The following is a 1,959-nucleotide window of genomic DNA, read 5'->3' on the forward strand; positions in this document are numbered from 1 at the left end:
ATTATCAATCCGAGCAACGGCGTAACCATCAGCGGTACGGCTGAAGCGGGCGCCACTGTGACCCTGACCGATGGCAGCGGCAACCCGATCGGCCAGATCACCGCCGACGGCAGCGGCAACTGGAGTTTCACCCCCGGCACGCCGCTGGCCAACGGTACCGTGGTGAACGCCACGGCAACCGACCCGACCGGCAACACCAGCGCGCCGTCGAGCACCATGGTGGACTCGGTTGCTCCGGCTGCGCCAGTGGTTGAGCCGAGCAATGGCACGGAAATCAGCGGCACCGCCGAGCCAGGCAGCACCGTCACCCTGACCGATGGCAGTGGCAATCCGATCGGCCAGACCACTGCCGATGGTAGCGGCAACTGGGCCTTCACGCCTGCGACCCCGCTGGCCAATGGCACGGTGATCAACGCTGTGGCCCAGGACCCGGCCGGCAATACCAGCGGGCCGACCAGCGCCACCGTTGACGCCATCGCCCCGGCCGCGCCGACTATCGAGCCGAGCAATGGTGCAGTCCTCACGGGCACCGCTGAGCCCGGCGCTACCGTCATCCTCACTGACGGTGGCGGCAACCCGATCGGCGAGACGACCGCCGACGGCAGCGGCAACTGGGCCTTCACGCCTGCGACTCCGCTGGCCAACGGCACGGTGATCAATGCCGTGGCCCAGGACGCGGCCGGTAATACCAGCGGGCCGACCAGCGTCACCGTTGACGCCATCGCTCCGGCCGCACCCATCATCGACCCGAGCAACGGGGTGGTGATCAGTGGTACGGCTGAAGCGGGCGCCACCGTGACCCTGACCGATGGCAGCGGCAACCCGATCGGCCAGACCACCGCCGACGGCAGCGGCAACTGGAGTTTCACCCCCGGCACGCCGCTGGCCAACGGTACCGTGCTGAACGCCACGGCAACCGACCCGACCGGCAACACCAGCGCGCCGTCGAGCACCACGGTGGACTCGGTGGCCCCGGCTGCGCCGGTGGTCGAGCCGAGCAACGGCAGCGAAATCAGCGGCACCGCCGAGCCAGGCAGCACTGTCATCCTGACCGATGGCAGCGGCAACCCCATCGGCCAGACGACCGCCGACAACAACGGTGACTGGAGCTTTACCCCGGCCACACCGCTGGCCAACGGCACGGTGGTCAACGCCGTGGCTCAGGACCCGGCCGGCAATACCAGCGGGCAGGGCAGCACCACGGTGGATGCGCTCGCACCCGCTGCGCCGGTAGTCAACCCGAGCAATGGCGTTGTGATCAACGGCACCGCCGAGCCAAACAGCACGGTGACGCTCACCGATGGCAGCGGTAATCCGATTGGCCAGGTGACGGCCGATGGCAGTGGCAACTGGAGCTTCACTCCAGCGACGCCGCTGGCCAATGGCACGGTAGTCAATGCCACGGCGAGCGACCCGGCGGGTAACATCGGCCCGGCAGCGACGGTTACCGTCGATTCCAGCGCGCCGGCTGCGCCGGTCATCAATCCAAGTAACGGGGTGGTGATCAGTGGTACAGCTGAAGCGGGCGCCACCGTGACCCTGACCGATGGCAGCGGCAACCCGATCGGCCAGATCACCGCCGACGGCAGCGGCAACTGGAGCTTCACCCCCGGCACGCCACTGGCCAACGGTACCGTGGTGAACGCTACGGCAACCGACCCGACTGGCAACACCAGCGCGCCGTCGAGTACCACGGTGGACTCGGTGGCTCCGGCGGCGCCGGTGGTCGAGCCGAGCAACGGCACGGAAATCAGCGGTACCGCCGAGCCAGGCAGCACCGTCATCCTGACCGATGGCAGCGGCAACCCGATTGGCCAGACTACTGCCGACGGCAGCGGCAACTGGAGCTTCACCCCCGGCACGGCGCTGGCCAACGGCACGGTAGTCAACGCCGTGGCCCAGGACCCGGCCGGCAATACCGGCCCGCAGGGCAGCACCACGGTGGATGCGCTCGCACCC

1 protein-coding gene is annotated in these 1,959 nt (G+C 68.7%); it reads left to right on the forward strand.

Translation table 11 applies throughout. The features are described 5' to 3' along the window. On the forward strand, nucleotides 1–1,959 hold a 1,959-nt coding region (locus ACIQYU_RS26430), incomplete at both ends, for an Ig-like domain-containing protein (protein WP_402802784.1).

The organism is Pseudomonas sp. NPDC096925 (assembly GCF_044762545.1).
GTDB lineage: Bacteria > Pseudomonadota > Gammaproteobacteria > Pseudomonadales > Pseudomonadaceae > Aquipseudomonas.